Source organism: Paenibacillus sp. JCM 10914, assembly GCF_001315105.1.
Classification (GTDB): domain Bacteria; phylum Bacillota; class Bacilli; order Paenibacillales; family Paenibacillaceae; genus Paenibacillus_AQ.
This window is the reverse complement of sequence record NZ_BAZR01000002.1, coordinates 304,410-330,916: the sequence shown is the minus strand read 5'-3', so window position 1 is coordinate 330,916 and position 26,507 is coordinate 304,410. Positions and strand designations below refer to the sequence as shown.

At 48.9% G+C, this 26,507-nt stretch carries 13 protein-coding genes and 3 pseudogenes; 1 reads left to right on the top strand and 15 read right to left on the bottom strand.

Annotated elements, in window-relative coordinates:
* Positions 1 to 141: 141 nt before the first annotated feature.
* From JCM10914_RS31655 to JCM10914_RS04870, 7 genes and pseudogenes are all read right to left on the bottom strand, one after another.
* Positions 142 to 3,039, bottom strand: a pseudogene (locus JCM10914_RS31655) (beta-ketoacyl synthase N-terminal-like domain-containing protein); the annotation flags it as partial.
* A gap of 485 nt (positions 3,040 to 3,524) precedes the next feature.
* Positions 3,525 to 3,995 carry a polyketide synthase dehydratase domain-containing protein gene (locus tag JCM10914_RS04900; RefSeq protein ID WP_023958089.1) on the bottom strand — a complete coding sequence of 157 codons (471 nt, stop codon included), beginning with the start codon at positions 3,993 to 3,995 and terminating at the stop codon, positions 3,525 to 3,527.
* Positions 3,996 to 4,009: 14 nt separating this feature from the next.
* Positions 4,010 to 9,576 (bottom strand): annotated as a pseudogene (locus JCM10914_RS31650) (beta-ketoacyl synthase N-terminal-like domain-containing protein); the annotation flags it as partial.
* 272 nt (positions 9,577 to 9,848) lie between these two features.
* Complete coding sequence (locus tag JCM10914_RS04885) at positions 9,849 to 12,707, bottom strand: SDR family oxidoreductase (RefSeq protein ID WP_023958079.1); 2,859 nt, start codon at positions 12,705 to 12,707, stop codon at positions 9,849 to 9,851.
* Positions 12,704 to 13,744 carry a polyketide synthase gene (locus tag JCM10914_RS04880; protein ID WP_023958078.1) on the bottom strand — a complete coding sequence of 347 codons (1,041 nt, stop codon included), beginning with the start codon at positions 13,742 to 13,744 and terminating at the stop codon, positions 12,704 to 12,706. The genes JCM10914_RS04885 and JCM10914_RS04880 overlap by 4 nt, the downstream gene beginning before the upstream one ends.
* A gap of 19 nt (positions 13,745 to 13,763) precedes the next feature.
* Complete coding sequence (fabD, locus tag JCM10914_RS04875) at positions 13,764 to 16,178, bottom strand: ACP S-malonyltransferase (RefSeq protein WP_023958077.1); 2,415 nt, start codon at positions 16,176 to 16,178, stop codon at positions 13,764 to 13,766.
* 21 nt (positions 16,179 to 16,199) lie between these two features.
* Positions 16,200 to 16,949 carry a 4'-phosphopantetheinyl transferase superfamily protein gene (locus JCM10914_RS04870; protein WP_023958075.1) on the bottom strand — a complete coding sequence of 250 codons (750 nt, stop codon included), beginning with the start codon at positions 16,947 to 16,949 and terminating at the stop codon, positions 16,200 to 16,202.
* Between the two features lie 371 nt (positions 16,950 to 17,320).
* On the opposite strand from JCM10914_RS04870, the gene loaP reads away from it, so the two are divergent.
* Positions 17,321 to 17,896, top strand: coding sequence for an antiterminator LoaP (gene loaP / locus JCM10914_RS04865; protein WP_023958073.1), 576 nt, complete (start codon positions 17,321 to 17,323; stop codon positions 17,894 to 17,896).
* A gap of 337 nt (positions 17,897 to 18,233) precedes the next feature.
* Here loaP and JCM10914_RS04860 read toward each other — a convergent pair whose 3' ends face one another.
* From JCM10914_RS04860 to JCM10914_RS04830, 8 genes and pseudogenes are all read right to left on the bottom strand, one after another.
* The gene (locus tag JCM10914_RS04860) at positions 18,234 to 19,136 is read right to left on the bottom strand and encodes a DMT family transporter (protein ID WP_036716994.1); all 903 of its coding nucleotides are present in this window, start codon (positions 19,134 to 19,136) and stop codon (positions 18,234 to 18,236) included.
* A 151-nt stretch (positions 19,137 to 19,287) separates the two neighbouring features.
* Entirely contained in the window at positions 19,288 to 20,577 is a 1,290-nt protein-coding gene (locus JCM10914_RS04855; protein ID WP_269433833.1) for a sigma-70 family RNA polymerase sigma factor, read from the bottom strand.
* Entirely contained in the window at positions 20,553 to 21,041 is a 489-nt protein-coding gene (locus JCM10914_RS31255) for an RNA polymerase sigma factor (RefSeq protein ID WP_269433832.1), read from the bottom strand. Before JCM10914_RS31255 ends, JCM10914_RS04855 begins: the two co-directional genes overlap by 25 nt.
* A gap of 257 nt (positions 21,042 to 21,298) precedes the next feature.
* Positions 21,299 to 22,663: an LLM class flavin-dependent oxidoreductase gene (locus JCM10914_RS04850; protein ID WP_023958065.1), complete on the bottom strand. Its 1,365-nt coding sequence runs from the start codon at positions 22,661 to 22,663 to the stop codon at positions 21,299 to 21,301.
* Between the two features lie 83 nt (positions 22,664 to 22,746).
* Positions 22,747 to 23,555 (bottom strand): annotated as a pseudogene (locus JCM10914_RS04845) (ABC transporter permease).
* Positions 23,552 to 24,412 (bottom strand): ABC transporter permease, encoded by an 861-nt coding sequence (locus tag JCM10914_RS04840; protein WP_023958058.1) that lies wholly within the window; start codon positions 24,410 to 24,412, stop codon positions 23,552 to 23,554. The pseudogene JCM10914_RS04845 and the gene JCM10914_RS04840 overlap by 4 nt, the downstream one beginning before the upstream one ends.
* Before the next feature lie 31 nt (positions 24,413 to 24,443).
* Positions 24,444 to 25,463 (bottom strand): aliphatic sulfonate ABC transporter substrate-binding protein, encoded by a 1,020-nt coding sequence (locus JCM10914_RS04835; RefSeq protein ID WP_023958056.1) that lies wholly within the window; start codon positions 25,461 to 25,463, stop codon positions 24,444 to 24,446.
* A gap of 54 nt (positions 25,464 to 25,517) precedes the next feature.
* On the bottom strand, positions 25,518 to 26,294 hold the full coding sequence (locus JCM10914_RS04830; protein WP_023958054.1) for an ABC transporter ATP-binding protein: 777 nt from the start codon (positions 26,292 to 26,294) through the stop codon (positions 25,518 to 25,520).
* Positions 26,295 to 26,507: the final 213 nt, after the last annotated feature.

The window sequence follows — 26,507 nt, the reverse complement described above, 5'->3', positions numbered from 1 at the left end:
GATGAGCTGATCGCCACACTGCATCTTCAACTCATCAATATTCAAGCCCACCTCCGTGCCAAGCTGTACAAGCTCCGCATGGCCTTTGCTGTGTACGGTAAGCTCAGCGCCCGTATTCTCCTGAGGCATACTGTATACTTCGTAGCCAACTCCTCCATGCTCATCAGGGAGCAGCCGAAGGTTCACGAGGGCTGGCGATCCCTCCACGGAAACCGGTCGAATCCAAACCACATTTTTCAAGCGAATTCCTGCCTGATCATCCGGGAGATTTCCAAGCGATTGCATCATTGCAATGCGTGCCATCTCAAGATATGCCACACCCGGCAAGACCTTCTTCTGCTTCACAACATGATCCGACAAGAAAAATTCATTGCCGGTAAACCTGCTGCTGAATCGCTGCTCCTTGAAATCGGACGTGTTCTGGTGCAGCAACGGATGGATGACGACTTCCGCTGCAGCCTCGATTCCCTTACCGGTTACAGGAATCCAATAGCGCTCCCGTGCAAAGGGATAGGTGGGCAAGCTGGTCCGGGAAGGCCTGTTGTTGTCAACATATAGTAAATTCCAATCGATCTCGAACCCCTTAACCCACCACTCAGCCAGATGGCTCATGCGCCCCTCATGAATCCATTGGCTAACGGTTTCCTCATTTGCTTTCCCGGCAGAAGATAATGAAACCAGATCTTTATTTGGTTTGACTCCACCTTTATAGCCGTGTTCAAGCACTTCTTTATTGTCGAGGAAGGCCTGAAGCCCCCGAATCAATTCCGGAATCTCCCGAACGACAAAAACAACTCGTTCTTCCATAGCTTCGCGCCCTACCTGCAGCGTAAAGGCTACGTCTTCCAGGGAGGTTAAGGTCTGATCCTGGTTCTGATCCCCTTCTTCCTGAGTAAAGGCTTCATGATGAACGGCGGTCTCACCCTGGGCTCGCATGAACTCCGGATGCTCGTCCAGCAGATGTGCCGCGACCGAAGCAATCGTGCTCCTCTGAACCCATTCCCTATCGTCGATATCAACGACGAATTCGTCCAGAATCTTATCCTTCAGCTGCCGGATGTGCACGGGTTCGACTCCATATTCACTCCATGGAATTCCTACTTCGATAAGTTCTTCTTGAACATGAATGATCTCGGCAAGTAATCCTCTGATCCTCCCCTCCAAAAAGCTTGTTAGTTGCGCCTCTTCCACCTCTCTATCTGGCGCTTTCTCTCGAGCAGGTATCCCTTGCAGGTATTGGAGTAGCTCTACAGCATAGGATTGGAGCCGCTCCTTATTTTTAGCCGATAGAGGAACAATCACGGGTCGGTCCTGCCGACGCTTCGTCTGTGCGGCTCCCCGTATTGTAGTATCTATGTATTCTTCTAGAATCACATGGGCGTTGGAGCCGGTGGCTCCAAACGAGCTTAATGCCGCCCGCCGCGGGTACCGAACCTGCCGTCCATCTTCCATCAACACGGACGGTTTCCATTGTTCGGTGACACGCTGCACATAAAACGGCGATTGTGCAAAATCGATGTAAGGATTCAATTCCTCCGCGTGAAGTGAAGGAACAAGCGTTTTGTGATAGATTTGGAGCGCTGCTTTCTGGAGACCGATCACCCCGGCTGCCGATTCCGCATGCCCTATATTGGATTTTACGGAACCAATCGAACAAAACTGCCGATCTTGAGTATAGCTGCCGAAGGCTTTCATCAATCCTTCAATCTCAATCGGATCGCCCAGTGAGGTTCCAGTACCATGTGCCTCCACATAACGAATCGTCCGTGGATGGATGCCGGATCGCTTCAGGCAATCGGAAATCGCTTCCCCTTGCGCCACTGGTCCAGGCACCATGATTCCACTTACGGTTCCAACATGGTTAATTACACTGCCCTTCATGATCGCATAAATTCTGTCATGGTCTTCTATGGCTTTATTCAAAGGCTTTAAGAGAACCGCAGCAACGCCTTCGGCTGAGACATAGCCATCGCCTCCTTCGCCGAAGGTACGGCAATAACCGTCACTTGAATGCATCCCCCACATTCCATAGGTCATATACTTAGCCGGATGCAGGGATAAATTTACGCCACCAGCCAAAGCCACTTCGCTTTCGCCTCGTTTTAAACTTTCCATGGCCAGATGGACAGCCGTAAGGGATGAGGAACACAGTGTATCCACGGTCATGCTCGGACCATGAAAATTACAGAAATACGAAACCCGATTAGCGATAGGACCCACATTCAATGAGAGTGGAAACGCCTCACCTTGAGACATGGCCTCTGCCCCCACCAGAGAATAATCCTTATGCATCACCCCGGCAAAAACGCCTACGTTCCGCCTGTTATTATTGCCGCGAGGCTTCACTAATGATTTGGGCGTATATCCCGCATCCTCAATGGCTTCCCAACAAGTTTGCAGAAACAGCCGCTCCTGTGGATCCATCGTTTCCGCTTCGCGAGGAGAGATTCTAAAGAATTTGGGGTCGAAGCAATCCGGATCCTCAATAAATCCACCCCATTTGGACATCGCTTTCCCACCAGTCGATTGGATTCCGTCCAGCCTCTTTCGATCCCACCGAGATTCTGGCACCTCGCTAATGCAGTCTTTTCCCTCCTGCAAGTTCGCCCAGAATTCCTGAAGGTTTCTGGCTTGCGGATATCGGCCGGACATCCCGATTATGGCAATATCATCATCGGCTGCCGTTCTTTCATGGGGATTGGAACCCGATGCAGAAGGAGCAATAGGAGTTGCAGGCATATGCGAGCCCAAGAACTCTGTATCGGAAGGTAATTCAGTAGCGGCTCCCTCTATTGCTGCATGGAATTGCTTGAATGTTGAAGCATAATGCTCTTCGAGATAAGCGGAAAGTTCAGCAATGGTTGTGTATTCAAACAATAAGGTCGGTGATAAGGAGATATTGATCCTAGACTCAATCGATCTCACAATCCCTAACAAGCCCGGGGAGTCCAGCCCCATCTCATAGTAACCGGCATCGGGATGGATATCTTCCACGGATCTTTTCAGTGCATCAGCCATGAGCTGCCGCAAGAACATTTCGATAGAAATAACGGGTGCCGCATCGCCTGCGGCACCCGTATCATGAGCCATCTTATGGGAGGTGACGGGAACTCCGCTGATGGACTCCACCGCTTGAGTTAATGGAGTCGCCATCCTCCGTTCCGGATTGATCAATCCGGCATCGCGAACAAGCTTACCTGCGAAATTTTTTAGCTCCCCGATTTTTTTGCCATCCGCATTAAAAAACTCCATCGTCCAAAACATCAATTCGTTCTTATGGAGCACCGATGCTCTCCGTACCCTTGTGATGCACCGCTGCTGAAGCAGCTCCGAGGCATGAAATACAGCATAGCTGAGAGGCAAAAACAATCGCTGCTCCTGCTCAACACCCGGCGCAAATATTTTCCCTGCCCCTACACCGCTGCCGTCAATCAGCGCAGGATGGAATAGGAATTGCTGCGAGCTGGAGCTAGCGACCGGGCTCACGGAAAGATCCAGAATCACTGCGGTATCGAGTTCATAGATTAGGCCTTCTGCTTCATAAATCCGGTATGAACCAATTCCTGGCTTCGATACTCTTCATATATATCATGCAGTCTGAGCTCTCTGTTGACCGACCGCTTCACGAGGCTCATATCCAATGTATCCTCATACGACACCGGATCGATAAGAACCATCTCGGCCGTAGCATACAAGGTTATTTCCGGTTCCAGTAAGCCATCGCGCTGATTCTGGCCCTCGAGACGAATCTGCCATGTACCTGCAGAAATTTCATTGCAATGCACGCCAAGTCTGACAGAATAACCCGGCACAGCAGCAAGCGGCTTAAAAATACTCAAGTTTCGAAGTTCAAGTCTGTCGAAAGAATAGTGGTTCTTCTTATACGCTTGATATATAAGATCGATATATGCCAGTCCAGGCAATAACTCTTGTCCGTACACCTTATGGTTGCTGATAATCGGATTCTTCGCTGACAGGTTAAATTGTTCGTACATACGCTTGCTCCTTCCTAGTCGAATTTGTCCCAAAAAATATCCTCAGGAACGTTAGCTGCTATTGTGCTGCTTGGCACCGTCATGGAATGTCTCTGCCAAAGCCGCTGTTTGTTTAATGCCGGAATCGGTATGGGCTGCCTTGTATTGCGTTGAAGAGCCAAATCCGTGCCTTCCTCCAGAATCACATGGGCGTTAGTGCCCCCGTCGGCAAAACAGTTAATGGCAGCCGTTCTCGATGTATGGGTCCACTCGGTATTTTCTCTGCTAAAATAAAACGGCGAGGTCTCTATGTCATAATGCGTCATAGCTTCTCCACCAGATAAGAAAGGAACAAACCGCCCATGCTGCATCATCAATACCACTTTAATAAAACTCGCAATACCTTCGGCACATAGCGGATGCCCGATATTAGGTTTCATCGATCCCAGCCCCAGCGGAACCATGCTCGATTCCCGATAAACCGAATGAATCGCCTTAAGCTCCAGCAGATCGGTCACCGTCGTTCCGGAACCATTGGTCTCAATATAACTGATCTCCTCAGGGGTCCTTCCACTCTTGCGCAATGCCGATTGTAAAACTTCCCGCTGTGCTTGGATATTCGGAGTTGAAGGTCCTGCCGTCCGCCCATCATTGTTAACGGCGAGGGCCTTGATGACAGCGTAGATCCGGTCACCGTCTGCAAGAGCCTGTTCCACAGTCTTCAAGAGTACCATGCCTGCGCCTTCTCCTAGCACCACACCATTTGCTCGTTTGTCAAACATATGAAAGTCCTGCACCGGACTTAATATCCCCCGTTGCTCGAATATTCTGTGCGCGCTATTCGTTGTCAACAGGCTTGCGCCGCCGACAATGGCTGAATCGATATCTCCTGCATGCAGCGCTTGTATTGCCATGTTCATCGCAACCAGGGCCGAAGAGCATGCTGTATCCATTACAACGCTTGGACCGCGGAGGTCAAGAAATTGCGAGATGTTGGCAGCCAAATAGTTCTGCCCGACGGCCACTATGGGATTACGTGCTTGATATAAACTTGATTCTTCCGGTTGATGCTGCGTTCGAGCTCCGAGGTAGACACCTGTCGGTTTGCCCTTCATCTCGTGTTGCGTATACCCGGCATGGCATAGCAGCTTCAGGCTCTCTTCCAGCACCAATAGTGCCTGAGGATCCATGGCTCGGGCATCTGCTTCAGGGATGAGGAAGAATGACGGATCAAAGCTTGTAATGTCATTCAACAATCCGGCATAGAACTGGCTTGATTCCCCCCATCTTTCATGCGGGACCTGACGAATCGCGGATCTTCCCTCTGATAATACCCTCCAATATTCTTCAAGCGACTCGGCACCCGGGAATCGGCATGACAAACCCACCACCGCTATATCAGAAGAAACGGCTCCACGAATACGATGATTCGATGGCCCTCTTTCTATTGTAGCCACGGGTACACGCGATGAAGAATCTTTCATTTCGATATCAGTTTCTTCGATATTTGCAGGTTCCAGCACCTGTGATACGGCTCCTGGATGGGTACTGACGAGCCATGACGCCAATGATTCGATGGTCGGATATTCAAATAACAGAGTAGGCTCCAGATCCAACTCGGCTAGTTGATTCATTCGGCGCAGCAATTGAGCGATCATAATCGAATCTACGCCGTAGTCCTGAAATGCTGTATCCAGCTCAAGCCGGGACAACGGAATTTTCAATTCTTCTGCCAACAATTCGGTAAGCCACTCCTGCGTTATATTCAACAGGCTCTCGGCGGTCTTAGAAGAAGTCGGCATGGGTTTCTGCCTGCCTCGCTTCTGTCCCCTGCCTCCCTCCGAGCTCTCCTGGACGGCAATATGCATAAGCTTGCCAGGATTCCATAACTCCGGGTTCACAACAGCCGGCAGAACCACCGATCTTGTTCTGCTTGCGAGAATCCGATCTAACAACTGTAGCCCCTCTTCATTCGTCACGCTCAGCAAACCCGTTTGCTCGTAAGCCCTGCTCCTCACCTCTCCCATCCCGATCTCTTTCCAGCTCGGCCACTGGATGCTGACTACGGGATTTACGTATTGTTCCTTCTCCGCGAAATAGTCCATGTAAGCGTTCGCCATAACATAATCGCTTTGTCCAGAACCTAAAACCGGAATCGTAGACGATACCGACGAGAAAAGCACAAACAATGATAAAGATTCTTGCCTAAAGCAATCATAGAGTACCTGTAGTCCCGCCACTTTCGGGTCAAAAACCTGATTGATTCCTTCAACCGGCTTTCTTATGAACGCCGGATTATACGTATCAATGAGTCCAGCACAATGTATAACGCCTCCAATAGGTCCCATCGACTTTTTGACCAATTCCTTGCTCTCCCGCATCGCACGCTCATCCGTTAAGGATACCGCTAGGACCCTCACTTCTATATGTTGTGCTTCCAAAGCCTGAATCGCTTCAATTTTGCGAGCTGTGGCCGTATGCTGACCCTTGTAAAATCCCCATTCCTCTCGTGGAGGCAGCGCTTCCCGACCGGTTAGAACCAGCTTCTTAACACCGTATTTCCTTACAAAATGCACGGCAGATGCATACCCAATTCCCCGGGTCCCGCCTGTAATCCAAAGTACATGACCCTTTGGAAAAGTGAACGGTGACTTGCCAGTGCTGAGATCCTGCACCTCTTGCAGGGCTGCCCGGTATCGCTTGCCGCTGCGGTAAGCAATTTCCGTATCCTGACATTCAGCTGCGAATTCGCTCACGATTTGCTCAGCCGTGATAAGAACATCACTTGCTGTATCCACATCCATATGACGAGATTTCAAGCGGCTATACTCACTTTGCAGCATTCGATACAATCCCGCGCGATCAGCGCCGGACAAATTGACCTCATCATTGAGGAACGACTCCAGCCCTTGCGTTACGCCAAGCAGTATCAGACCCGCTTCGTCAGCATGTTCAATCACTTTTTGAAGCCAGGGAATCCATCCGGTCAGACCCGCTGCCTGCCTGCCGCAACCGACAACGTCAATACAGCCGCCATATTGCTTCCAGTCCTGCTCGGTCTGATGAAATTCCTGTGCCATATTCTGAATATCAATGATCCGGCTGTTTGTGAAATGTCCGGACACCTGGACGGCTAATTCCATCGTTTCCTGGGTCGCCAATACGGCAATGGTTCGATTCTTAAAGCGATTCATGTCAATTGAAACTTCTATTAATGCTGGTATCCACGTCTTGTTCAACAAACACATCTTACGCTCGACATTACCTTCAAGGCGAGCAGGAGTGACGGCATGTTTTGTTACCGAACTGCTTCCCGACGAGTCCATATTCGCTTGAGGGTACCAGTAACGGTCTTGAGCAAACGGATAGACCGGCAGGCTGATCCGGTGCGGTCGAGTATCGCCGTAAAGCAAGCTCCATTCCACATTCAAACCTTTTACCCAGAGACTTGCGAGTTTGTTGTATTTTTTGCGCTGTATCCATTTAACGATGGCTTCCTGCAACTCCTCATCCCTGGCAAACACAGATAATGCCTCTTTGTTGCGTTTAACTTGGCCATCATGCACGCCCTCCACATGATCTCGGCCTTCGATATAATCCGTAAGTTTATCCGCCAGTTCTCTCATCGTGGATACCATCACGGCCAGTCGCTCCTCCATGCTTCCCGTCCGATTTGAAGGGTATACGCCATATCAATCAGGCTGTCTTCCGGATACGATTGATCCGCGATATCCTTAAGGAGGCGCTGCGCCTGCAGCTTCAGCTGCTCCTGATTTTTCGCTGACAACACGATGATGACCGGATTATGACTATCTACTATGATTGGCGAAGATCTTTCGTATGTTGGGATATATTCTTCTACAACGATATGGGCATTCGACCCTCCCGCACCGAAGGACGATACGCCCGCTATTCTCGGGTATTCCTTCCGTTCTCCATCGATCTCTAACACGGGTCTTTTCCAGTCGACAAGATCCTGCTGAACGACAAACGGCGTACCGGTAAAATCGATGTTGGGATTCAGTACGCGGGAATGGAGCGAAGGAGCTAACTGCTTGTATTTAAGCTGCAGCAGCACCTTGGTCAAACCTGCGATTCCCGCCGCACTCTCGCAATGCCCGATATTTGATTTTGCCGAACCGAGAGCACAGAACTGCTTATCATCCGTATACTCCTGGAATATACTGTTCAAACCGGCGATTTCAATGGGATCTCCGAGTGAAGTCCCTGTCCCGTGCGCCTCCATGTAACTGATCGCCCGCGGCTCAATCCCCGCCTTCTTAAAGGCCCGGCCAATTACGCTCGCTTGGGCCTTAGGATTAGGGACCGTGTATCCGTTGGTTTTTCCCCCATGATTAATTGCCGTTGCTTTAATAATTCCATAGATTTGGTCACGGTCCTCAACCGCTTGGGACAGCGGTTTAAGCAGCACCGCGCCTACGCCTTCACCGGGTACGTATCCCTCTGCTCCCTCGCCAAAGCTCTCGCATCTTCCCCTGCTGGATATGAACTTTCCTTGTGACAGATACAAATATTTATTGGGATGAATCGAGACGTTGACCCCGCCTGCGATGGAAACCTCGCATTCCCCTCTCTGCAGGCTTTGACATGCGAGATGAATCGCTGTGATGGAGGAGGAGCACATCGTATCTACGGTCATGCTCGGACCATGGAAATTGCAATAGTAAGATACGCGATTAGCGATGGATGCCGGAAGTCCGGGCAGCGCAAGGGGATTTCCCTGGATTTGTTCCTGAGCCCCATACAGCTGATATTCCTGATACATGGCCCCGACATAGACGCCAACATTGCCCTCCAACCCAAAGCCGTTGTATAGGCCGAGGTTATCCCGGGTATAACCCGCATCCTCAAGGGTTTCATAAACGCATTGCAAAAAGAGACGTTCTTGCGGATCCATCATTTCCGCCTCGCGCGGCGATATATTGAAAAACAACGGATCGAACTGGTCTACGCCCTGCAGAAATCCGCCCCATTTGCTGTACGTTTTTCCCGGTTTGTTGCGATCCTCATCAAAATATAAATGGTAATCCCAGCGGTCATTCGGTATTTCCGTAATGCAATCCTGGCCATTCTTCAGTACCTCCCAGAACTGGTGGAGATTCTCGGCACCGGGATAACGTCCGGACACGCCGATAATGGCAATATCCATCGCTTCGTTCATGCGCTCATTCCGTTCGTCCCTGGTTGGCAATGATAGCCTTGAACGTCTAAGGCTCGCAAAGTTCCGCATCGTCGACCCTTGTGTCGAAAGGAATGGCTCCGCTTGTTGAACAGCAACAGGTTCTGCGAATTCTGCAGGTTGTACGGCTTCCCTCTCTCCCAGAACCTCCATCAATTTATCCTCGTATGCCGTGATGAAATACCCGGTCAATTCGCGAATATTTTGATATTCGAAGAATAGCGTTTTGGACAATGAGCCAAAGGTTTTCTCCAATTCGTTCGTCAATTGAGTGGTCATGATGGAATCGATGCCATAATGCTCCATCGGTGCATCCGCTTCTATTCGCTGAACGGGCAGTTTCAAGACGGCTGATAGCTGCTTCTTTATGAAGGTGATCGCTTTTTCCGTTAACACTTCTTCGCTCTTTTGAAGGAAAGGGACATTTTCCGAAGTCGGAAGAGTGGCCTGCAACGGTACCGCAGGCTTCACAACTTGCTGCTCCGTCAATTTGGCATAGAAAAGCTCTGGATTGCCTGCCATGACAAGCACCTGATCTCTACCGGACATCCAGGCATGATTGAAAGCAAGCATTGCTGAACGCGTGTCGATAGCTGTCATCCCTAACCGCTGTTTCATCATCTGCGCGGATTGTTCATCTACCTGCATGCCGCCGTCTTTCCATAAAGGCCAATTCACGGACAAGGTGTGCCCGCTTCGCTCCTTCGCCTGCACAAGTTCATTTCTATATGATGCATACGCATCCATAAAGCATTGGCCGAACAATAATCTGCCTGTCCCGGATTGCCCATAACTCCATATACCGATGAAAAAACGACAAAAAGATCAAGCTTCAATTCCTTGCTGGCCTGATCCAAATTAACGAGCCCTGCAACTTTTGGTGCCAAAACGGCCTGCAGTTCTTCCGTTGTTTTATTGAGCATGAGACGGTCTTTAATCACACCGGCGCTGTGAAGGATTCCCTGAAGCCCCCCAAATTCGGCTGCAGCGTTATGAACGAGCTGCTCTACCTCTTTGAGGTTCGACACATCTGCCTGTCTGTACTCCACCCTGGCGCCTTGCGATCTTAATGCCTCCAGTTGAAGCGCTGATTCGGTACCGAGCGCAGAACGGCCGGTAAGAATGAGCGTCACTTCCTTCGTCTGTTTAGCGATCTCATTGGCAAAGATCAACCCCAGACCTCCCATGCCACCCGTAATCAAATACGTACCATTCTCTTTCCAAGGAGGGCTTTCTTCTGTAGCGGGAGTCTTCATGACGTCCCAGCCTTTAACCAGATGCTTCCCTTCCAGATAACGAATATGGAACTCCCCGGGGTTGAGATAATTCTCTCTCAACGCGTCGACCAACCGCTCCGTCGTTACCCGCTGATCAACCTCAATCATCTGCCCCACCACTTTAGGGTTCTCCAGTCTCGCTGTTTTCAAAAGCCCCGATAAACCGGTAAACAGCTGATGCTCACCCTGCGCTGGGATTACAATTTGAACGAATACATTCTTTTTGGAGCCGTCTTTCAGAATGCTTTGAATTTCATCAAGCAGGTTGCCCGAGTAAGCTTGAAACCGTTCCTTCAGGTTTTTGCGTTTCGATTGCAAGGACAGGACACGGACGCCTTCCATTTGCGATTCAATGCTCTTCTTTGCCGCTTCGTCCATTTCACATAACACAACACAATGGTCATCATTATTCAAGAATGTCTTATCCCCCGCAGCGTCCTGTTCCTTCCAGGAAGGATGGAGCAAGATCGTGCCCGTGTTAACCTGGGTTTGGAGTAAGGCCTCTTCTACAGCAAGTATCCTCCAGGATAAACCTATCATCCTTACGCATAAAGTCCCATGTCCATCATAGAGTTCAAGATCGACTTTCTCTGACTTTCCTGAGCTTCTGTCTTGAAGACTATACCGAACCTGCGCCCACATGATCGATGAGCAGCTATGCATAACATCAAGCTCCTGCAATGCAAACGGCAAGAACAGCCTCGGTGCAACCTTGCCGTCCAACACGTCCGTCAGGTCCGAGCCAAGCATCAGGATCATGGCCGCCTGGAGCGCCGAATCCAGTAAGCTGGGGTGCAGGATATAGGGATCCTCCCCGGTGCCCTGAACCGAGGAAGGGATCGACAGCTTAGCCAAGACACTGTCGGCTCCCGCGTATACCTCTTCTAATCCTTGATGTGCAGGTCCATAATGTATTCCCATTAGCTTGAAAACATCATAGTATTGCGCGATTGCAACATCGACTCTGGCTAGCTGTTTTTTTAAATCATCGATATTCACCTGGTTCGTTTCGTTGACCAGCTCTGGACGAACTGCAATATTTCCCTGGCTATGAACAACGGACTCCTCATTTCCCTCTTCTGGCTCGCTGTAAATTTCGTAGGAAACATCGCCCTGCTCATCAGGAAAAAGCGCAATATGAACTTGAACCGGATGGTTCCCAACCGCGATAGGTTTGGCCCAAACCACATGTTCCATTCGCATCGGGAAGTTGGCTAGGGATGAAGATCCAGCGGCCTTCGAGACGGCTTCCCGAGCCATTTCAAGGTAAGCGACGCCGGGTAAGACACGCTGATTATTCACCATATGATCTTTCAGGAAAAACTCTTCGCCCGAAAAGGTAGAGCTGTAGCGCTGTTCTGAGAAATCCGATGTATTCTGGTGCAGAAGCGGGTGAATATAGGAGGCTGCTGCACGCTCAGCTGCCGCGCCGACCTCCGAAATCCCTAGTTCGGGTTCGGGTATCCAATAGCGCTCCCTCGCAAAAGGATAGGTGGGGAGATGGACATGAGCTATCTTATCGGCCGGGAATATGGCCTTCCAATCCACCTCATACCCTTTGACATACAATTCTGCCAATGCCGTCAGTTTATGGCCGTATTCTTGCACGCTGCTCTTCTTGATAGATTGAAGCTCGGTTACTAGCACCTTGCCCAGATGTTCAAAGAGCGGCTCTTCCTTCTTCCCTGTCAACGGGATTCGATCATGAAAATACCCTTCAGGTTTACTTTTGTCGGCTGCTTGTTGTAATTTCTCGCGAAGCTCATGCAAATCCCTGACGACATAAGCAGATCTTACGTCAAAATGTTCCCGGCGAAGAAGCAGGGTTGCGCTGACATCCGTTAGCGAGATGCCCTGCCCGTGTTTGTTAAGCCATTGTGCCAGATCTTGTTCCCTTTGGCGAAGCGATTCTTCTGTTTTAGCAGATAAACAGACTACATATTGAGGGAGTTTTTTGCTCTGCTTTTTCTTGGCAACGGGTGCTTCTTCAAGGACGACATGCGCATTGGTTCCACCGAACCCGAAAGAGCTAATGCCCGCGCGCCTCGGATAGGTCTGTCCATCTTCGCTCTCAAGCAGCTTCCACTCTCGGAGCTTATCGACCATGTAAAACGGGCTCTCTTCGATTGATATACGATGATTCAGTTTTTTGAAATTTTGCAAGCCGGGCAGCTGTTTATATTTCATGGACATCAGAACCTTAATCACGCCAGCAATGCCAGCCGCGGATTCCAGATGCCCGATATTCGTTTTCACTGAGCCAGGCCGCAGTAATTATGGTTCAGCTTGTCGGAGTCTTCCGGACTGAGTAATTGAAAAGCTTTCACAAGCCCTTGAAACTCCATGGGATCTCCCTTCGGCGTGCCGGTCCCATGAGCCTCTATGTAACTGATGCTCTCCACGGGTATACCGGCTTTCCGATGGGCTTCGGCTATGACATCAGCCTGTGCTTCCGGATTGGGATAGGTGAGCGTATGCGTCTTGCCATTATGGTTAACGGCCGTTCCCTTCAGGACGCCATAGATGGAGTCCCCGTCTTCCAGCGCCTTCTCAAGCGGCTTAAGCAGCACGACGCCTGCACCTTCACTGCGCACATAGCCGTCAGCACTGTCGTCGAATGTTTTACACGAACCGGTTGGAGACAGCATGCCGGCCTTAGAGAAGGAAATATGGCGGGAAGGCGTGAGGATAAGGCTGATGCCACCTACAAGCGCCATGTTGCTCTCTCCGAGCAGGATGGACTGGGCTGCGGAATGGATCGCGTTGAAAGAGCTTGAGCAAGCGGTGTCGATCGGAAAACTCGGACCCTTCAAGTTAAAATAATGCGAGATCCGATTCGCGATGACGGCCGAAGCCGTGCCTATGGAATGATAGGTTTCAATAACCTGATCGCTTTGCTCCTGCAATCCTTTGTAATCAAAATTAAAGACCCCCATATAAACGCCGATCTTGTCCCCTGATAGTTCGGATGGGCGAATTCCGGCATCCTCTAGGCAAGACCACGATAATTCCAGCATGATCCGCTGCTGGGGATCGGTCGCCTCCACTTCCCTAGCCGAGAGACCAAAAAAGCCCGGGTCAAAAGCGTCCGCGTCTTGAATAAAACCGCCCCACTTGCTGTTGCTCTTGTTCTTAGTCTGTGGGTCGCCCCAATATTCCTGCCAATCCCAGCGCTCCTTCGGAATCTCCTGAATGCTCGAACGGCCATCTTTTAGATTATCCCAGAATTCTTCATAGTTCTGTGCTCCCGGAAACCGGCAAGCTATACCAATAATCGCGATCTCGTTCTTCATTTATAGGTACACCTCACTTTTAATAAACCGCTTGAGTGATTCGACTGTCATGATGACCCGCTGCGCCATTCGCCTCTGAAAGCATGCAGAAGCTCTTATATCTCCGGTCCAGCAGAGCCGCCGTTTCCACCATCAGTTTCTCTGCAATCTCATCCACATGGCGGTTCCGCCACGGCTCAAGCTGAGTTCCTTTAACCCATTGATTAAACGCACCTAAAGCCGGTCCGCAATGAATTTGATAATCGACTTTATTTTCTTGGTCGCCCTGTAATGCCAAGCGTGTACTATAACTGAAATACCATCTGAATATCATGGCCATTTTATATTTCGGATTCCGTTCTGCTTTCTCGACAATTTGTGGATAGCGCGTTCTGACCGTATCATATACGCTCTCAAAACTGCGCTTGAAGTACTTGTCTTGTATCTGCGCCTTGGTCTTCTCGTCTATCTCATCAATGGAGTTGTACTGACGGTATAAGTCGTATAATTTATTGGAGCGCGCTGGGAAAAAAAGTCCCTTTTTCAGCACCTGCACCCTCGCCCCCATCTCAAACATATCTCCGGCAGGCGCGTATTCCGTATCCTGAACGTTCATTTGCTGCAGCAGATCCTTGGCTTCGTCGCTGGTTCCGGCCTCCACCGTGCATTGATTGATTGAACCGGTGACGATAAAGTCAGCCCCTAATGTAAAAGCTGCCGATATTGCATCTGGCGTACCGATTCCACCGGCAGCTCCGATCCTGATTTTTTTGTGGTATCGATACTTATCCATCATTTCATCCCGCAATTTAATCATGGCCGGCATTAACGCATACGCCACGGCCCCGTCCGTATGGCCACCGGAATCCGCCTCGGCACAAATATCATCGGCAACCGGAATTTCCCTAAGCATTAGAGCCTCGTCCGGGGTGATTTTGTTGTCCTCCAACAGCTTGGTAATGATCCGCTCAGGTGCAGGACTTAGAAACACTTCCGCAACTTCCGGCCGCGACACCTTGGCAATGATTTTCTTTGAAGAAACAACCCTTCCGTATTCATCGCGTGTCAAGCCCTTGGCACGATATTTAACCAATGCTGGCGTAATATTCATGAAAGCTGCCGCTTCCATAACCTTCACGCCGCTCCGCAGAAAAAGATCCACGGTTTGTTCCTCAACCTCAGGTTCAGTAGGATTGTGCACCAAGTTCATGCCGTAGGATTGGCCTTGCGAAAGTTCTTGCTGTATGTATAGAATTGCATCCGCAATCTGCGGTAATTTCAAGCCACCGGCACCGAAGAAACCCATCATTCCTGCCTTTCCCATTCTTACAACCATTTCCTTGGAGGCAATGCCGCGGTACATAGCGCCGGTCATATAGGCGTATTTCAGATTATAGTCCCGCTTGAAGTCGGCGCTTCCCAGTGATGAAGGAAGAATATTATATTCTGCTGATGGTTCCGCAGCCGCCGGTTCCACCCTTGATGCTTCCACAGTCGTTGACTCCAATACCAACGGTAACTCCACGCCACTTTCGATACATTCTTCATCCAGGCTTTCAGTTGCGAATTCCTCAACTATTTCAGGCTCATTGACGACCAGCGCGCTTGCCTCTGACCTGATTCTGGTTATTAGATCCGTCAGAACCCTCCCGGGTCCAATCTCTTCATATTCTTGTACGCCAAGCCCCATTAAATAGCGGATGCTCTCCGTCCATTTAACGGAACTGGTAATCTGCTGGACCAGATTACGTTTAACATCCGTTGGTCGATATCGTCTGGCATGCACATTGGAAATGACCGGAATACGCAATGCGTTAAACGTAAAGCTTTCCAGGAAAGCATCATATTCCCTCGCTGCATCCTCCATATGCCGGGAATGAAAAGCTCCGCTCGTTCGCAAGGGAATGCACATCGTCACGTCTTTGTGGAACTCGATAACTTTCATGGCATGATCCATGTCCGCTTTAGCGCCGGAAATCACGATTTGATGGGGGCTGTTCAGATTGGCAATGTCAATGCCATCCAGCTTATGCTCCTGCAGCACCGCTGTCAGTTTATCCTCGTTTAGTCCGATAACTGCTGCCATCCCGCCGCCTGCAGCCCGGCTCATCAATTCACCTCTTTTTTGCACAAGCTTCAATCCTGTCGCAAAGTCAAAAGCGCCTGCTGCCAACAGGGCGTTGTATTCCCCCAGACTATGTCCGGCAACAAAGTCGACGCTGCTCCCCGAATCTTTGATCCTCTTAAAGTAGCTTAATGCACTAACGGTGTATAATGCGGGTTGGGTAAATTGCGTCTTATTCAGCTCGGAATCCTGATCTTCCAAACAGAGCCTCTTAATCGAATATCCCAGAATACTATCCGCTTGCGCAGTCAAATCCTCAAACTCATCAAAAAGCCCTTCGCCCATTCCTTTTTTCTGGGCACCCTGTCCCGGAAATACATAAGCCAGCATAAGTCTCTACCATCCTCCCAATTAGATTCGTATCGGTATGTCTAATCCTTTTTTGATCGCCTCAATATTGGGCCCCATCCCCTTCGGATACGTAATTGAACAGACAAAGGAATCTAGCATGAAAGAAACCGTTTCGTATTGATAGAAATTTTCATAACAACTCACAAAAACATCATTCTTGACGTTGATTTGCTGCAATTCAAATATGCCAAATGGCGTGGATAAACCCGTTTTCAACACTTTGGACAGTGCTTCTTTAGCCGTCCAGACCAATGTCAGCAATTGGTCCTCAGAATATGGCAGGGATTGAATCAGGTTTAATTCTTTGGCTGTTATTTGGTTATGTAGAACATCCCGGTTGCCCTCACAAATCTGCTCGATATCGATTCCCATGGGGAACTTCTCCGAGAATGCGACCGCGGCGGCTAGATGGCCAGAATGCGTTATGCTAACTTGTACATTCTGTGCATGAACCACGAGGGGCTGGTTAAAAACGCCCCGTTCAATACGAATTTGGCTCAGATCATCCTCCTTTAAGTACATGCTAATCGCTTTTTTAGCCGCATACCTGCCTGCCAGATAACTTCTGATCCTTCGTTCAAACTGGAGAGAGCGATAATATTTCCATTCTTCATGATGAAGAAGCTCTGTCGTCTTCAGTAGCTGTTCCTCTTCAGTACAAGAAAAGAGGCATAAACTTGCCGCGTTCAGACTCGTTCCTTCATCGGACATTACATGTTCAACCATCACTTCCCAGCATGAATTTGTCATCCCTCTTCAGGAGGCCCCCTTGATACAGATTAAAGTGGAACTTGTGCATCGGTTTTCCAAAAAAGAACATAAAAATGCCTACGAGGCCCTCCCCCAAATTGCAGGAGACTTCGTAAGCATTAACACTAATCACGTGTATGTGTATGGCCCTTAAATACTCTTAACGCGCCGAAACGTCGATTAAGTCCGTTTAAGTTGTTGTTAAATTAAGTCATTCATTACCAATATATTATTATATAATAATTTATTTGTAAACTATTAGTCTTTATATGATTAGCAGTTTATTTTTTGTTTTAATTCCTTATTTCGACATTTTTTTCTTGAATTATTTGATATGATCTTCATCATCTAATAAGAAGGGAGGATTACTTATGTCATGGTATGCTTTATTTGTGAAGACCGGATACGAATCTTCCATCAAACGATGGCTTGATACCAGATTCGATAACAACTTGCTGCATAGTGTGATTCCTAAAAGAAAAGTACCGGAGAAAAAGGACCGTAACGTACAGCCTGTCATAAAAACGCTCTTTCCCGGATACGTGTTTGTCGAAACGAAGATGAGTTTTTCCATATATTATACATTAAAGGAAAATCCTTTTATTTACAACACACTAAATTATCTGAATAACAAGGATAAAAAATCAATTCTCCCGGATGCTCAAGTGCTTAGCGTTACATCTGAAAGACCAGAAGAATCACACTTCTTCAAGGAAATCCCCAGCGAAGAGATGCATGTCGTTCTGAAGCTGATCAACGAAAATGAAGTTATCGAATATTCCCAGGTCTATTTCCAAGATTCCCATGTTATCGTCCAATCGGGTCCGTTGAAAGGTATGGAAAGCCTGATCAAAAAGGTCGATAAACATAAAAAGCGAGCCAAAGTGCTCATGAATATTATGGGGAGAGAACAGTTGGTCGACTTTGGAATTGAGATCTTGGAGTGATGCATTGAGGCTTGCCTATGGGGAGATCTTGCGAAATACCCTTTTGCTGCTGGGCGACGCTCCGCGTACGAATCGTTCCTCCCCTGCTGTTGCTCTCACATTTCTTGGAATGGTTCTAGGCAAGGATGAAATGTGAGAGCAAAGCATATGCTTTCGAAGTAGCTTTCTTTGTGGAAAGCTTTTAGACGACCGCTACCGCTTGTCCGGAATCGATTCGCCCTCTCTGCTACACCGTGCGGATGCTCTACTTTCAGTTTCTGGCCGAGGAGAATTACATCAAGTCGAACATTACTTTGTGAACGGCATATTCATTCACAAACCTATCTAATCCCTGCTCTTAGCTCTGTACCACTGACGCCCCCACCCGCTTCCGCGCCACCAGCTGCGGATATGCAATCCCAAGCAGGATGATCAGGACGCCAAACCACTGAATAGCATGTACCTGCTCGCTTAAGAGGAGCACTGAAGCCGTAACGGCTACCGGAAGTTCTCCAGCCCCAAGAATGGTAGCTAGCCCTGTGCTGATTTTAGGAGCGCCAAGAGCAAACAACAGTACAGGCAATACAACGCCGAATACCCCCAAGATGAAGCCGTACAGCCACAATCCATTGTCAAAAAGAGATACCTCCGTATACACCTTCGGCGTGAACAAGATGGTCAGCAGAATCAGACCACCCGTTGAGGTATAAAAGCTGCGGGTGATTGGTGACATCTGCGTCTCGACCCGACCACTGAAAAATACAAACAAAGCCATCATCAGTGCAGCTCCCAGTCCCAGCAAAGTTCCCTTCAAATTCAGTTGAATCTCGCCTGTACCCAGGATTCCTCCGGCCATAATCGTTCCAATGAACAAGATGATAACCGAGATGACGGTGGATTTATCCGGCCGTTGCCGTTTCACGATGGCCTCGATTATGACGCCGATCCAGGTAAATTGAAATAACAATACAACCGCGATCGATGCCGGAATGCTCTGCAACGCCAGATAATAGGTCACGCCCGTCAAGCATGTGCATACGCCGACGCCAGCAAGACGGATGAACTGCTTGCCTGTAATCTTCTGCCTGCCAAAGATCAGCATGAGGACAAGCAGAATAAACCAGCCTGTACCGAATTGGCTCATCATCACCTCTTGAAAGACGAACCCTTCCCGATAGGCCAGCTTTACCACCGTAGATAAGATCCCAAAACAACATGCTCCCAAAAACACATACAACGAATTTTTTAGTAATTGAAACAAGTTTTCTCTACCCCCACACGACAAAAACCCCACCTCTCATTGTTTTGGAGACCAGAAAACAATAAAAAGTGGGGAAGCTTTTGTATGATATTAATTTAATGCCATTTTAGAACAGAACACGCAAAGTTGTAAATACGTCTTCACCGTTTTTTTACAGATCTAATGTTCTGTAGATCTCTTTGAGCACGTCTAAGGCCTGATATTCCAAAGCCTTAATCTCCTGAACTAAAGCGATAGTTGTTACGGATTGAGCCTTTACATTCGGTTCTCCACCATCCGGGAAGGGAAACATTTGATGAAGAACATTCAATTTGTCATACATGCCGTTGTACAGCGTTGTGGCTTTTACGAATAAATCAGTCAAGTGTGGGTGTACATCGCTGTCATCCGGCCATGATGCAATCAATTCTTGGAAGAATTGGGATGCATGGAATCGAGCATCTCGCAGAACAGCGATACTGTAGGCGTGTCCATTAGGCTCCACCTCACCACCCTCCAGTGATGTCATCCACGCATCATAGGCGGCTAATCCTATAACGGCGGTTGGAACGGCATTCTCGATACCCTCATAGTGTTCGATAACCGTTTCAAGGGCACGTTGAAGCTGTTGCTTTAACGTCAATTCAATGGAACCTTCAATTATCAATACAAAGATTTCTTCCAATACACTCCGGCCAAGATTCTCATAGGGAAGTGTATCCAATCTTCCACATTGTTCCGCGTATAACGTTCTCGTATCGTCGTCATATCCATACACCGTTCCAAACTCAGGGAAGAATATATCCCATGCCAGTGCCGGATAACCGCGATCCAATGAGCTGTGGATCAGATCCAGTGCCTTGGGCAACTCTTGGTGTATGCTGCGTTTGTCCATAGCACTCTTTTCCATAACGGATGGATCCAGCAGATTGGTGTTGGGACCGATCTCTGATGTCATGCCGTCAACATATTTGGAGTCATACCCGATATTATGGAGCCCCCGGGAGATCACCTTCCCAAAAGAGTATGCGGTTGGTCCTGCAATGTGCACATTGGGCGCGATGATGTTTATCCTAAAGGCATGGCCTGTTAATCCCATCACCATCGGCATGGATAATTTGCGGTCGGTAAAATGCAGCATCTTATACACTGCATCAGCTGCAGAGGTCCAACTGTTAGCATCGGTTAATGCACCTTCATACGTCAATTGTTGCTTGTTCATCGTTCCCCAATCCCTTCTCGTTCTAATATAAGCGTCAACGGTAACGCGAATTTTCTCTTGAATCACTTTTTTTCGTGACCTCGAGATGATCTGATACACATTAGCGGAAGAGAGGTTGAACAGCTTTGCAATTTCCTGCGGCGACAGTTGGTCGAAGAAATGGGATTCGAAAACAAGGCGTTCTCGCGGCTTCAGGCATTGAATAATTCCCGTGATCACTTGCAGCGTCTCCTGCTGCACAAGTCGCTCCTCCGGCACATTGAAGCTTCGGTCGCCTCCTTGGCAGAACGGTTTAACCTGCGGAGTATGCTGTCAAGGTCATTCCATTGCTGGTTGTCGGTACCATCGCTTGGGCCAGCCCCTTCAAGATCCGTGAAAGTAAGCTCTTTTCCAGAAGTCTTTCCCTTCAGACGAGTGTACGCCTGATTACGGACAATCCGGTGCACCCAAGGCAGAAAGCGCTGGACATCCACCAATTTACCGAGATGCATAAATGCGCGTACCAGGGCATCCTGTACGATGTCCTCCGCCATGTAAGACTCCCGCGTGATGGACCTGGCATATCCGTATACCTTGGACCGATGTCGCCTGACAAGCTCACTGAATGCCTCCTGTTCTCCTGCCTGCGCGTATCGGACCAGTTCGGAATCCTCAAGTTCTTCCCACTGAACGAATGTAGATGCTATCCCAACTGTCGATTCCAACTTCACAACCCTCTTTCGTATCGTTGACTACTCATATGACTCGAAAGGCTTCGTATTTCTGACAATACTGGTGAAAAAATAATAAGTCCTAGATACTTAGACATTAGTACCTCTATTATACGGCACTACTTGAGCTCGTTGGGCAATGAACTTCTTCCGCGCTTTACAAGTCTTCGTGGCGAGACTTGCTCCTCAGAATAAAATAACGATGAACATGTCCATTGGACCAGTCCATCGTTATCACACACATCATTTACTCATTTCACCGCTGCCTGCACAGACTCCTTACGGAAATGCCCGACACCAGGCCGCTCCAAGCCCAAATGCTCTCTTAATGTAGAACCGGTGTATTCGGTTCGAAAAAGGCCTCGCTCCTGTAGCAATGGAATCACCGAATCCACAAAATCCTCCAGATCACCCGGCAATACCGGAGGCATGATGTTGAATCCGTCGCAAGCACGCTCCGCAAACCAGTCCTCCATCATGTCGGCCAGTTGTTCCGGCGTTCCGACAAACTGCATATGTCCTCGCGCGCTTAAGATTTTCCTACCCAGTTCCAGTATGGACAAATTATCCTGGTAGGCCATATCCATATAGAGTTGAACTCGGCTCTTCATCCCGTTCGAGGCAGCAACCGGGTCTGGAATGTCGCTTGGCAGCGGCTGATCCAGCGGGTAGTTGCTCAAATCGTAGTTTAAAAAACCAGATAGAACCGTAACCGCTGCAGATGCCGGAATCAGTGACTGCAGCTCATTGAACTTCTGCCAAGCTTCCTCTTCCGTTGCCCCGATTACAGGGGATAAGCCGGGCATGATCTTTAAGCTTCCAGGCTTACGTCCATACTGACTCAGTTTACTGTTGACACGCTGATAGAAATCTTGCGCTGCTCGCTTCGACTGCTGCGCTGTAAAGATAACCTCACCGTACTGAGCTGCAAAATTCTGTCCAGGGTCGGATGACCCGGCTTGAATCAGAACAGGGTAACCTTGCGGTGGTCTCGGAACGTTAAGCGGTCCTTTGGTAGAATACCACTGACCTGTATAATCCGCAGCCTGCACTTTCGCACCCTCTGCGAATGAGCCTTGCTCACGATCAAGCACAAGTGCGTCATCTTCCCATGTGTCCCATAATCTTGTAACAACCTCAACGAATTCCCGAGCCATCTCGTAACGCAAGCCATGTTCTGGATGCTTCAGCTTACCATAATTATGGGCTTCTATATCCAATTGCGAGGTCACGATATTCCAGCCTGCTCGGCCGCCGCTGATCCAATCGAGCGAGGCGAACTTCCTCGCCACATTGTAGGGCTCATTATAGGTTGTGGACACAGTAGCCGTAAGGCCCAACTTGTCCGTGACCGTGGAAAGTGCGGGCAACAGTGTGAGTGGATCAAGCATGCCCGATGCGGAATGCTCTACTTGTGTGACATACAGTAAATCGGCAAAAAACATCATATCAAATTTACCGCGCTCAGCCGTGATTGCCAGTTTCTTATAGAGCTCTACGCCAAACAGTCCTTCTACTTCAGAATCCGGATGGCGCCAGCCGGCATAATGATGTCCCGTATAATATATAAATGCACCCAGATGCATCTGATCTTGCCTTCGATTGGTTGTTACCATCTCTTTAGCACTCCTCTCAACAGCGCCCTACTCTACTCCAGCTTCAATAGCGTGATGATACCTTAGTTATGCAGTCCCTAACCCTAACCTTTATAGGTCTCTCTCCATCCAAGCAGCCTGGATTCTAATTGCCGTACAATCGAATCTGACAATTTACCTACTATCGCGAATATAATGATCCCTACAAAAACGATATCTGTCTGCGAGTAAGCTCTCGCGTCCTGAATCATATACCGATGCCCGCACTCGTACCCATCATCTCGGCAACAACCAAGACAAGCCACGATACTCCTAACGATAACCGAATCCCCAGCAGGATATTCGGCAGTGCCGATGGAATGATTAACTTCGTTAACAATCTCAGCTTCGAGTATTGAAATATCCGCGACACTTCATATAGCTTCACATCCACGCTGCGAATGCCAAGAAAGGTGTTCACATACATCGGAAAGAATGCCCCGAGCGAAATCATGAGAATCTTCGAGAATTCCCCAATACCGAACCAGAGAATAAAAAGTGGTATCAGCGATAACAGCGGTACCGTCCGCAGCATCTGAATGGAAGGGTCCAACGTACGCTCCGCCATTTTGCCGAGCCCAGTAGACAACCCTAAAACTAGCCCGGTTAACCCGCCTAGGAAAAAGCCAGATAGTGCCCGCATCATACTGATTCCAAAATGCTCCCATAGCTCACCGCTAAATCCCAAACTCACGAACTGCTTAGCAATGACCAGCGGTGTAGGCAACAAGGTCGCCGAAATCCAGCCGAAATCTCCTGCGGCCTGCCATGCAGCAACAATGATGATGGGCAACAGCCAAGCATGCAGCGGGGCCGGAATTGCAATGAGTCCATCTTTCTTTACGGACGCTTGTGGTGTTAACTCGGTCTTCATGAACGGCCGCCTCCCTTATAACTGTCCCGCCAACGCAACAGCCTGCCTTCAAGCCATTTCACGAGAGAATCCGAAAGCTTTCCGACGAGTGCAAACACAATGATTCCGACGAATACGACGGTCGTCCATGAGAAAGAACGTGCATCATTAATGATATAGCCGATACCGGAGCTGGAGCCCATCAGTTCAGCTACCACCAGTCCAAGCCACGCAACGCCAATCGAGAGACGGATCCCGAGAAATATGTTGGGCAGCGATGCCGGGACGATCAATCTACGGATCAAATCCCAGCGGCTAAACTGCAGCACGCGCGCAACATCAAACAGCCTGTTGTCCACGGATCGGATCCCGAGAAAAGTATTCACGTACAACGGGAAGAACGAGCCTTTGGCGATTAACAGTATTTTCGAGGTTTCGCCAAAACCAAACCATAAGATAAATAGCGGCGCTATCGCCAAATGGGGAAGTGTCCTCAGCATTTGCAACGACGGATCGACAAGCCGTTCCGCTTTATAGGAGAAGCCTACCCATAGGCCAGCAGCCAAACCCAGGCCGCCGCCGAGCAAAAATCCAAGCAGCGCTCGCCAGGATGAAATGCCAAGATGATGGATTAACTCGCCCGTGCTTGTTAGCAGAACGAATTCATTCCAAATTTCGAGCGGAGTCGGGAGCAAAATCGGATTAAGCCACCCTAATGATCCTGCAATCTGCCACACGATGACGATGAAGAGAGGAACAAGCCAGCCTATCAATGCATTAGTAAACTTGATTAGAACTTGGCGCTCTACTCGTTTCAGACTTTTTACAGGCTCGGTGGGAATAACCACCGCCCCTTTACTGATTCCTTCTTGGAGCATATAACACGCCTCCTCTCACCTTCGTTTTGCACTATTTGGATGCGGCCTCTATGTATTGATTATCAAATACCTCCTTAACCTGGATTTTTTTGCGGATGGTTTTCTGTTCGAATTGAAAATCTGCCGTTTTCTGTTGTTCTGCTATAATCTCATCTGTTACCGGGATATTGATGGATCTAGATCGGTCAAAAGTACCCTGGATCACTTCCTCTGGAACGTCCCGCTCGTCAGCATATCGCTTAAGGGCCTCCGCTTCATTCTCCTTCTCCCAAGTCAGCGTCTGGTTCAGCACTTTAAGATAGAGCGTCACGAGATCCGGATATTGATCGGCAAAATCCTTCCGTACAATATTGAAAGATGGCGACAGAACGCCAATCTGCTCGCCATCGACCAGCACTTTGCCTTTCCCTGTCAACGTATTCAAGGTTATATAAGGGTCCCACGTTGCCCATGCATCTACCCCGCCTGATTCAAAAGCCGGTTGAGCTTCGTCAGGCTGAAGCTGAATGATCTCAATGTCAGACACTTTGACTCCCGCATCCGCCAGTCCCCGGTAAAGAAAGTTAAACGCGTTGCTTCCCTTGGTTACGGCTATCTTCTTGCCTTTCAGATCAGTCAGCGACTGGGCCGTACTGTCTGGCGGCACAATAATGGCCACATTCTTCTGACCATGCAGACTCTGGGATATAACCTTAAATGGAATATCTGCCGCCTGAGCCGCGATAATCGGCATATTGCCTAAGCCCGCAAAATCCAGACGATTCGAAGCCATCGCTTCCGTCATCGGCGGTCCGCTTTGAAACTCTGCCCACTCCACCTTGACCCCCAGCTTGCCGAACTCATCCTCAAACCACTTTGCCTCGCGGGCCTTGCCAAACAACCCCCCGCTTCCCTGTACGCCGAGCCTGACGATCAGATCATCATACTGACCGTCCGCCCCCTTCGCTACGGCACGAACCTGAGATTCGCTGTCTGTGCCTGCGCATCCGGAAGCCAATACAGAAATGATGAATAGTAGAATGAATACAGCGCTCTTGTTCTTTGATCTCATGATTACGTCTCTCCCCCGTTATCTATCGTTTAACTGTCCAAAACTTTACGTATGTTAAATTCCCGCTCCCGTATCGAACTCCGGTTCTTCTACCTTCTCGAATTCACGTAATACCAATGTTCGCAGCTCCTGGAACGAAGCCCCCGTCCGCTTGCGCGGAAAAGGCAGATCGATTGGTAATATTGAACGAATATGACCAGGTCGCGGATTCATGATCACGACCCGCTCGCCGAGAAATACCGCTTCATCCAGGTCGTGAGTAACAAACAGCATCGTCGTGCGATTGTTCTGCCAAATATCCAGCAGCACCTCCTGCATATGCGAGCGAGTGAATGCATCCAGTGCGCCGAACGGTTCATCCAGCAGCAGCACGTCCGGATTTCGCAGCAGTGCCCGCGCTATGGCTACACGCTGAGCCATTCCTCCTGACAACTCTCGTGGATAAGATTTCTCGAACCCCTTCAACCTTACCAGTTCGATGAGTTCATCTACTTTGGCTCGTACTTCCTTCTGCTTGAGAGACAGATTACCCGCGATATTCTTCTCCACCGTCAACCAAGGAAACAAGCGCGGTTCTTGAAAAATAAATCCCTTCTCGATACTCGGTCCAAAGATCGGCTTGTCGTTAAGGTGCACACTCCCCTCGAACGATGTGTCCAACCCTGCCACAATCTTGAGCAACGTGCTCTTACCACAGCCGCTAGGGCCGATTAAGGTGACGAACTCTCCCTTGCGTACGCGCAGATCGATTCCCTGTAACGCAATCACATTTCCGGTCGGAGTATGAAAAACCTTGTTCACTTGCTCAATAACGAGTGTATCTGCGGACATATAGCTCACCATCCTCTCAAATTAATTATTCTTACCTGTTTACTTGGTTAAAAGCATAAAAAATAGAGATATAACGCCTAACAAGTGCCATAATCATCAGGTCCTTGTACAACAGCGCAATATCTCCAGTTATCTGGTCGATTCACTTGGTATTCGATTCGTATGCCGTTTATATTACAACTGCTGGTAAAGGTTGTCAAACCTTTTTTTGAA